Raw genomic sequence first — 8,033 nt, forward strand, 5'->3', positions numbered from 1 at the left:
CTTTTACCTTTTTTCTCATCTGATAAAAATTTTAAATATCTATTATTAAAGTAGCATCCTGAATCCAAGTGTTAGCTACTTGGATGACAAGAGAAGGGGCTACTTGGATACACCCATAGATCTGTTATTCCAGCGCTTGACGTTGGAATCTAGAAGTTTTATTAAGTAGGTAAGCATAAAAGTTATGTTAAAATGTACCATTTTTATGGAAAACTGGATACCAGTATCAAGTACTGGGATGACAGGAGAATGAGGTACTGGTCTGCTAATCACAGGGCCACTTGCTTTTAACACATTCGAAACAAAGATATTGAATATTTCTACAGAATTGTGTATAATTCTCAATATTTTTTAAGTGAATCTCTCATGGCTTTATCAAAATTTCTCAATCCAAAATTGGACTTAACCTTCAAGAAAATCTTTGGCACTGAGAAAAACAAGAACATTCTTATCTGTTTTCTCAATGATATCTTAGGATTTACCGGAATAGATACTATACAAGAAGTTGAGTTTCTTAGCACCTACATGAATCCTGAAATTGCCTCTGATAAACAAAGTATTGTTGACGTTCTTTGCAAGGATTTTAGTGGGTTCAGATATGTGATTGAGATGCAGCTTGCGTGATAGAGGTTTTGAGAAATGTGCTCAGCTATATGCTGCTAAAGCTTATTCAAGGTAAGTTGGAAAAGGTGGAGAGTACATCGATTTAAAGGCAGTATTCTTTACTGCTATTTCCGATAATACGATATTCCCTAAGGAAACTGAGTACATTTCTACTCATAATATACAAGATGTAAAAACCAATAGACATTACTAAAAAGATTCTCAGTTTGTCTTTGTTGAGTTGCCTAAAATCCAAAAGAATAAAGCAGAGCAGCTAGAAAGCACAGTAGAAAGGTGGTGCTTTTTTTTAAGCATGCAGAGGATACTACAGATGAAGACTTAAGGAATATAGCAGAAAAATCACCAATAATAAAGCTAGCATATGATAAATTAGACAAGTTTCTCTGGAATGAGAAAGATCTAATAGCGTATGAAGAAAGATTAATGGACCTACGCAAAGAAGAAGACATCCTCGCTCAAAAACTTGATGATGCTACTGAAAAAAGCAGAGCAGAGGGTAAAAATAGGCCAAGATAGTTGTGGCTAAAGACCTACTTAGTATCTGTTGATTTGATAGTTGAATCTATTGGAGTTCCTAAAGCTGAATTGCACAACTCAAAAAAGAAGTTATGAGTTAATTTCAGAGCGCTCAGCTGAATAGACAACGGCATCAACTTAAGAGCCTCTATTGCAAACTCTCCCCAAGACATGATGGCGTTTGGACTTATCCACCTTATTGCGGCTATACAATCTCCCTGGTTGAATTTTAACTTTAGCACGCATACTTGCTTTATCAAAAAAGGCTTAAAAGCTTTCTGGTGAACAAATTCCAATAAGTACTTGATAGAATTTCTTCCTCATTACACCAAATAAAACTGAAAAACTTAAACGATACTCAGCAATTTGATCTGGATTCCAAGGCCCTTGCGCATCATACTCTGGAACCATACATCTTATAGATATTATACCAACAATTCACTATTTTTTCTACGTCTCGTGGTTTAGTTTTTTGACCTATACTGATTCTAATAGAACACTCTGCTTGCTCTTTTGTTGCCCCCATTGCAAGCAAAACATGGGAAGGTTCAACTTTTCCAGAAGAGCATGCAGAGCCATTGCCAACTGCAATGTTATTTAAGTCAAAATGCATGAGCTGCACGTCACTCCTTACTTTCGGCATATAAATCAGACTTGTATTTGGTAACCTTTTGGAGTTTTGACCGAAGATTTTGATACCGCTGGCAAGGTTTAATAGCTCACACTCCAATTGATCGCGTAGCTTCTTTATTTCATCCATTTTTGACAAAAGATATGGAATATCCTGCAATGCAGCAGAAAGACCTGCAATTGCAACAATATTTTCTGTACCACCTCGTAATCCTTTCTCTTGTCCACCACCTATTACAATAGGCTCTATTACAAGTTTTTTGTCGAATATTAAAACTCCACTACCCGCTATACCGCCAAATTTATGAGCAGATAAAGTGAGTAAATCCACCCCTAAATCCTCCATATTAACTTCAGTTTTTCCAACGCTTTGAGCAACATCGGTGTGACAGATTGCTCCAAATTTATGTGCTATTTCAGCTACTTCCTTAACAGGCTGAATAACCCCAGTTTCGTTATTAGCCATCATAGCTGAAACTATTACTCTATCTCCCTCGAGTTTGCTCAGAACCTTCTCTAACTCTAAAAGATCAACAACACCTTCTTGATTAACCGGTATTATATGTGGATTGCATGTAGAATTGAGAATTGAAGGATGCTCTATAGCTGAAATTACATATCGATAGCCTACCATTCCTTTCATAACAAGATTATTTGCTTCAGTTGCACCAGACGTGAAAACTACCTCTTTATCATCTAAAGCACCAATAATCCCACGAACATTATCTCTTGCATCCTGAAGAATCTTTCTCGCCTCTTGTCCCTTTCTGTGTAATGATGAAGGATTCAGAATTTGTTTTGATAAGACCTCAAGTATACTCTTCTTTACACTGTCGATAATTGGAGAGGTTGCATTATAGTCAGCATATACGTAATCACTACCTAAAGAAAAGGAACTTGAAGGCTTATCTGTCATTCAATTTAGGAAAACTTTTTACTACTCGCTATAACAGTCATATATATCAGCTTAACATGATAAAAAGCTTGTTGCAAAAACAGTAAAATTAATACATAATTAATATATACACGATTTACATTAGTTAATGCCTATCAAGCAGGTTTTATTAGGAGCTACCGTGGTAGAAGTTTTTTTAAATAATGCAGCAAAAAAAATAGAAGGTGAGTATCACCAAAGTATAGAAGCTAACGCGCCAGTTGTGCTAATTTTACATCACCACCCCCAATATGGTGGCAATATGAATAGTAAAATAATACATAATATATACGCATCTTTTATCGGCAACAGCTTTTCTGCATTGAAAATCAACTTCCGTGGTGTGGGAAAGTCCACCGGAACTTTCGATAAAGGTATAGGGGAATTAACTGATGCTGCAGTAGCTATCGATTGGCTCCAAGAACATAATCCTAGCAACGTTCCAATTTGGATAGTTGGCTTTTCTTTCGGAGCATGGGTAGCCATGCAATTAACAATGCGCCGCCCTGAGGTAGTAGGTTTTGTTGCCCTTTCTCCTCCAGCAACAAAGTATGACTTCTCTTTTTTCTCTCCCTGTCCGGTTCCTGGGCTTATAATACAAAGCAGTAATGATACAATCTCAGAAGAAAGCGATGTAACAGAACTAGCAAAAAGGCTGATGAACTCAGTAAAAAGTGACCATATGGAATATCACATTATAGACGATACTAATCATTTCTTAAGAGATAAAGAAGAGGAGGTAGTTCAAATTATAGACGACTATATAAAACTGCGCTTGAATAGTGTAGCTATTTCTTCCAAAAAGACCAAAAAAGAGGTAAAAATAAGAGAGTATGCTTAATCTTTACAAACAAGAAAAATGAGTATAGTAATGTAAACAAAGAGGTTTTGTTATGTTTAGGAAGTTGTTATTTCTTGTTTTTATTGTACCTATGTTACCAGGGTGTTCCCTAAGCAAGTCACATAAGTTAAAAAGTCCATGTATAAGAGGCAATGAAAGTACTTCGTGTAGGCTATACCCCGTTAATGACCATTGGTTAGGTAAGTACAAGGTAGTAGCTCAATAGATTTTAGTTCTATATTGCATCCATTCGCAATTTTACCAGTGATTTATCCTTTAACTGTAAAACACAGTCTGCCTTTTCTGCAAGGAGGTAGTTGTGTGTTACTATAAGCATAGAGCTATTATTTTCCTTTACATACGAATATAACAGCAAAAACACATTTAAAGAATTTGTTGGATCTAAATTCCCCGTTGGTTCATCTGCAAGTAAAAGTCTTGGAGAATTTACAACGCTTCTTGCAATTGCAACTCTTTGCCTTTCTCCTCCAGAAATTTTAGATATCATACTACTTGCTTTGTCTTCCAGACCAAAATTTTCCAACATTGTCTGCGCATTTTTTATTGCCTCAGTTTTGCTTCTTCCCGCAATAAGTTGAGGAAGCATAACATTTTCCAATACCGATAACTCCTGTAACAAATAGTGAAATTGATAAACAAAGCTCAAAAAACTTCTTCTTATATGAGTTTTATGTTTATTGCTGGCTTGTGTACAATTTACTCCATCTATTGTTACTATACCTGAAGTTGGCTTATCTAATAAACCCGCAATTTGCAATATAGTTGTTTTTCCTGATCCTGAATTGCCAGTCAATGCAACTACTTGTCCTTTCGCGACCCTTAGGTTTATATCTTTTATAACAGCAGGAGCTTTTTTGAAGCTCTTACCTACAGAAGTTAGTTCTAGTGCTACGTCACCACCCATGTTGAAAAGGCCTAAAAGGCATCCAGTAATAATTAAACTGAGAAGCTATTACCACACCCACATTGAGACTTAGCAAGAGCATTTTTTATTTGAAACCCAGAACCACTTAGATCTTCAGTATAATCTATAACTGAGTCATTTAAAAATTTCGCCGAACAATTATCAACCATTAATATAGGATTTCCATTTTCGTCGTTAAATACTATATCTTTGCTTCTCCTACTAAAGCTAGAATGACCTCTATAATCCTGTCTTTCTTCATAATCGTCATCATCGTCGTCATCAAATTCATCATCATAATCATCATCGTCATCACTCAAAGATAGACTTTTATTTACTTGATCTATAAGAAAGTTATACTTGAAGCCAGAACATCCACCACCTGAAACTGTAATCCGCAAAACAGAACTTTTGTTCTCTTCCTGCTTTACAAGGGAGTGAATTTTCTTTAACGCATTGTCAGTCAGGTTAATATTGTAATCTGTTGACATAGTCACTACCATTTATTATTTATAATTTATTATAGTGGAAATTTTATATGTCAAACAATAATTTTCTATTAAGTTATGCGTGTTTCCCAAGTAAAACAAGAGGAAGATATTTTAAAGAGCCAGAAGATGAAAACCGTAGCTGTTTTCAGCGTGATAGGGATCGCGTTATTCACTCTAATGCGTTTAGAAAATTGGAATACAAAACACAAGTTTTTATCAATTATGAACATGACTACTATCGCACTCGGCTTACTCATAGCCTTGAAGTTGCACAAATCGCAAGATCTATTGCACGCAGGCTCGGTTTATATGAAGATATTACTGAATGCATAGCGCTTGCACACGACCTTGGTCATCCTCCGTTTGGTCACACAGGAGAGAACGCTCTAAAGAAATCAGTTCAAGATTTGAATCTTAATAGCGAGGAGTATGAATTTGACCATAATGTTCAGGCTATAAGGATTTTAACTTATCTTGAGCAAAAACATGCTGACTTCGATGGTATGAATCTAAGTTGGGAAGTTATTGAAGGCATTGCAAAGCATAATGGTCCCTTGCTTGGTCGGAACGCAGTATTCCACACAAATAATCAACTATTGCTAGAATATAATGAAAAATATGATCTAAAACTTGAAGAATTCTCAAGCATTGAAGCACAAGTTGCCTCAATTGCTGATGATATTGCTTACAGTGTCCATGATCTTGACGATGCACTCAGAGCAAATTTAGCAACTGTAGAAGATTTGTTCGATATTCCTTTAATCGGAGACACGTTTAAAGATGTAAAAAACCAATATTCAAAACTATCTCAGAGCAAACTTATACATGAATCACTGAGTAGAACCATAGGAATTATGATAAGTGATGTTGTTTCTCAGACTAAAAAAAATATTGAAGATTACAAAATAGAAAGCGTAGAGGATGTAAGAAGTTTAAATAAGATACTAGTTACATTTTCACCAGAAGTTGCAAATGCCACAAAAGAAATGAAAAAATTCAACATGGAAAAAATGTATAGAAGCTATAAGCTAAACAGAACGATGAACAAAACAAAACGTATAGTACAGGAGCTCTTTCAATGTTTTTATGAAAATCCAGGATTATTGCCCACAGAGTGGAAGAAGCTTTCTTATGAATTCAAGCGTTCAGTAGTAATATGTGACTACATCTCGGGTATGACAGACAGATTTGCCATACACGAGCATAGAAGAATTTTTGATACCTCCTATGAAATGACTTCTTTCTAATGACCGACGATTATTTTATGTCAATTGCACTAAAACTTGCTGAAAAAAACCTCGGGAGTGTCGCACCAAATCCTGCTGTTGGGTGTGTCATTGCAAAAGATGGTGTGGTAGTTGGTGAGGGCCATACAGGAGTTGGCGGGCGCCCACATGCAGAAGTAGTTGCTCTACAAAGTGCTAAAGATTCGACTCATGGTGCAACTATGTACGTTACTCTTGAGCCATGTTGCCATTTTGGAGTTACAGAACCTTGCACCGCGGAAATCACAAAAGCTGGAATAAAAAGGGTAGTAATTGCAACAATCGACCCTGACACAAGAGTTTTAGGTGGAGGGATCAAAGCTCTAAAGGAAGCAGGAATTGAAGTAAAACAAGGAATTATGCAAGAGGAGGCAGAAAAATTGAATATTGGCTTCTTTACCACTCGAAAATTACACAGACCATTTACAGCTTGCAAAATTTCAACAACTCTTGACGGAAAAATTGCAACATTTACAGGTGATAGCAAATGGATAACAAGCGAAAACACAAGGAATTGGGTACATGAGCTTAGAGCAAAATATGATGCAATTATGATTGGCAGTAATACACTCATTAATGACGATCCACTTTTGACTTGCAGATTACCAAAACTTGAAGATAGGTCACCCATAAGACTAATTATAGATAGCCAGGAAAAACTGAAAGAAGAGCACAATATTGCAAAGACTGCAGACAAAGTAACAACTTGGGTGATCACAAATAAAGAAGTAGGGGGAAAAATAAAAAACATTGACTATCTAGTAGTTAATTCAAACAGTGCAGGTAGAGTCTGCCTAAAAGACACAGCATCAAAACTTGCTTTAGAGGTTGGCATAACAAGGTTGTTAGTTGAAGGTGGAGGAATACTAATCACAGAGCTATTGAAGCATAATTTAATCGACAGGTTGATAATCTGCCGCAGCGGTAAAATTCTAGGCAATGATGCTACTGCTTTTATAGGAGATTTAGGAATCCAATCTATCAACAACTGCTACCGATTAAAAAAAGCAGAAGTAATAGACTTTGATGAAGATATAATCGAGATTTGGGATAGATTACAGTAGCTTTTATATGCTTGAATAAAGGAAAGAGGTAGAAAATCTACCTCTTGTAACAGGTTAAGCTACTTGCTCTTGTAAGCCAAGAAACTGTTTAAGTTGCTTAACATCATTTTCAGGCAATTTGAGTACTGTTGGTACAATTTCGGTCTTCTCAGCTTTTGCTCTCAGTGTAGATGCATCAGCTTTTTCAGCTAGTTGCTCATCAACATACTTCTTGTCAGCTTTTGCTTTCAGCGTGGTTTTTAATGCTTCTTCAGTAACTAAATCTCTAGTTTTTGCTTCAATTTTGCTCTGAATTATCTCCGAATACTTTTTTAGTCGCTTTAGCATTTTTAGCTGATGTCTTAGCTTCACCTATTTCTTCATTCTTGCCCATTTGCTTATACGAACAATAAGCCAGTGTAGCAAAGTACATAGCAACAATAAATAGAGCTGCAATTCCAATAGGATTAACAATTGTGCTAATAAACACTAAAGACTCAGGTAAAGCAACTATATTAGTAGCAATTAGTACCATTGTTATTGCTGCCGCTAAAGATGCAAGTGCAACTGTACCTTCAACGCTCATTTTTATTATGGGTAATGTGTTTCCCACTTCCATATGCTTGTATTCATAATAACCCTCCTTTAATGAGGTTAATAATGAATATGCATATACAATCAAGTTATTTTCTTTAGGTATAATTTTGAGCTTATAGCCCTTCTGATAACAGTCAGGAATAATCAAAGAAACACAAAATCTACGA

Annotated in this window: 8 protein-coding genes and 3 pseudogenes; 4 read left to right on the forward strand and 7 right to left on the reverse strand. The window is 35.9% G+C overall.

Annotated features, from left to right (window positions below):
- Positions 1–366: 366 nt before the first annotated feature.
- Positions 367–1,125 (forward strand): annotated as a pseudogene (locus tag IHO13_RS03515) (Rpn family recombination-promoting nuclease/putative transposase); the annotation flags it as partial.
- Between the two features lie 29 nt (positions 1,126–1,154).
- Here IHO13_RS03515 and IHO13_RS03520 read toward each other — a convergent pair.
- The 3 genes and pseudogenes from IHO13_RS03520 to IHO13_RS03530 form a co-directional block, all read right to left on the reverse strand.
- Complete coding sequence (locus IHO13_RS03520) at positions 1,155–1,382, reverse strand: hypothetical protein (RefSeq protein WP_225538308.1); 228 nt, start codon at positions 1,380–1,382, stop codon at positions 1,155–1,157.
- Positions 1,279–1,536, reverse strand: a pseudogene (locus tag IHO13_RS03525) (IS4-like element ISWosp8 family transposase); the annotation flags it as partial. The gene IHO13_RS03520 and the pseudogene IHO13_RS03525, both read right to left, overlap by 104 nt.
- The gene (locus IHO13_RS03530) at positions 1,535–2,686 is read right to left on the reverse strand and encodes a cysteine desulfurase family protein (RefSeq protein ID WP_225538300.1); all 1,152 of its coding nucleotides are present in this window, start codon (positions 2,684–2,686) and stop codon (positions 1,535–1,537) included. The gene IHO13_RS03530 and the pseudogene IHO13_RS03525, both read right to left, overlap by 2 nt.
- A gap of 160 nt (positions 2,687–2,846) precedes the next feature.
- Here IHO13_RS03530 and IHO13_RS03535 point away from each other — a divergent pair, with 160 nt between their 5' ends.
- Positions 2,847–3,545: an alpha/beta hydrolase gene (locus tag IHO13_RS03535; RefSeq protein ID WP_225538301.1), complete on the forward strand. Its 699-nt coding sequence runs from the start codon at positions 2,847–2,849 to the stop codon at positions 3,543–3,545.
- A gap of 235 nt (positions 3,546–3,780) precedes the next feature.
- On the opposite strand, the gene IHO13_RS03540 is transcribed toward IHO13_RS03535, so the two are convergent.
- Together IHO13_RS03540 and IHO13_RS03545 are read right to left on the reverse strand one after the other, a co-directional pair.
- The gene (locus IHO13_RS03540; RefSeq protein WP_225538302.1) at positions 3,781–4,470 is read right to left on the reverse strand and encodes an ABC transporter ATP-binding protein; all 690 of its coding nucleotides are present in this window, start codon (positions 4,468–4,470) and stop codon (positions 3,781–3,783) included.
- A gap of 32 nt (positions 4,471–4,502) precedes the next feature.
- Positions 4,503–4,961: a HesB/IscA family protein gene (locus IHO13_RS03545; RefSeq protein WP_225538303.1), complete on the reverse strand. Its 459-nt coding sequence runs from the start codon at positions 4,959–4,961 to the stop codon at positions 4,503–4,505.
- Positions 4,962–5,008: 47 nt separating this feature from the next.
- Here IHO13_RS03545 and IHO13_RS03550 point away from each other — a divergent pair, with 47 nt between their 5' ends.
- Both IHO13_RS03550 and ribD read left to right on the forward strand, forming a co-directional pair.
- Positions 5,009–6,208, forward strand: a complete 1,200-nt coding sequence (locus IHO13_RS03550; protein ID WP_225538304.1) for a deoxyguanosinetriphosphate triphosphohydrolase — start codon at positions 5,009–5,011, stop codon at positions 6,206–6,208.
- The gene (gene ribD, locus IHO13_RS03555; protein WP_225538305.1) at positions 6,208–7,290 is read left to right on the forward strand and encodes a bifunctional diaminohydroxyphosphoribosylaminopyrimidine deaminase/5-amino-6-(5-phosphoribosylamino)uracil reductase RibD; all 1,083 of its coding nucleotides are present in this window, start codon (positions 6,208–6,210) and stop codon (positions 7,288–7,290) included. Before IHO13_RS03550 ends, ribD begins: the two co-directional genes overlap by 1 nt.
- Before the next feature lie 54 nt (positions 7,291–7,344).
- On the opposite strand, the gene IHO13_RS03560 is transcribed toward ribD, so the two are convergent.
- Both IHO13_RS03560 and IHO13_RS03565 read right to left on the reverse strand, forming a co-directional pair.
- A complete protein-coding gene (locus IHO13_RS03560; protein WP_225538306.1) occupies positions 7,345–7,617 on the reverse strand; it encodes a hypothetical protein in 273 nt (90 codons plus the stop codon).
- A pseudogene (locus IHO13_RS03565) lies at positions 7,568–8,033 on the reverse strand (hypothetical protein); the annotation flags it as partial. The pseudogene IHO13_RS03565 and the gene IHO13_RS03560, both read right to left, overlap by 50 nt.

This window comes from Wolbachia endosymbiont of Mansonella perstans (assembly GCF_020278605.1).
In the GTDB taxonomy this organism is placed as follows: Bacteria; Pseudomonadota; Alphaproteobacteria; order Rickettsiales; family Anaplasmataceae; genus Wolbachia.

What these genes read in the sequence shown, in the direction of transcription:
- IHO13_RS03530 (WP_225538300.1), bottom strand. Translation starts at nt 2,686, where the DNA reads ATGACAGATAAGCCTTCAAGTTCCTTTTCTTTAGGTAGTGATTACGTA.
- IHO13_RS03540 (WP_225538302.1), bottom strand. Translation starts at nt 4,470, where the DNA reads ATGGGTGGTGACGTAGCACTAGAACTAACTTCTGTAGGTAAGAGCTTC.
- IHO13_RS03545 (WP_225538303.1), bottom strand. Translation starts at nt 4,961, where the DNA reads ATGTCAACAGATTACAATATTAACCTGACTGACAATGCGTTAAAGAAA.
- IHO13_RS03550 (WP_225538304.1), top strand. Translation starts at nt 5,009, where the DNA reads ATGTCAAACAATAATTTTCTATTAAGTTATGCGTGTTTCCCAAGTAAA.
- ribD (WP_225538305.1), top strand. Translation starts at nt 6,208, where the DNA reads ATGACCGACGATTATTTTATGTCAATTGCACTAAAACTTGCTGAAAAA.
- IHO13_RS03560 (WP_225538306.1), bottom strand. Translation starts at nt 7,617, where the DNA reads ATGCTAAAGCGACTAAAAAAGTATTCGGAGATAATTCAGAGCAAAATT.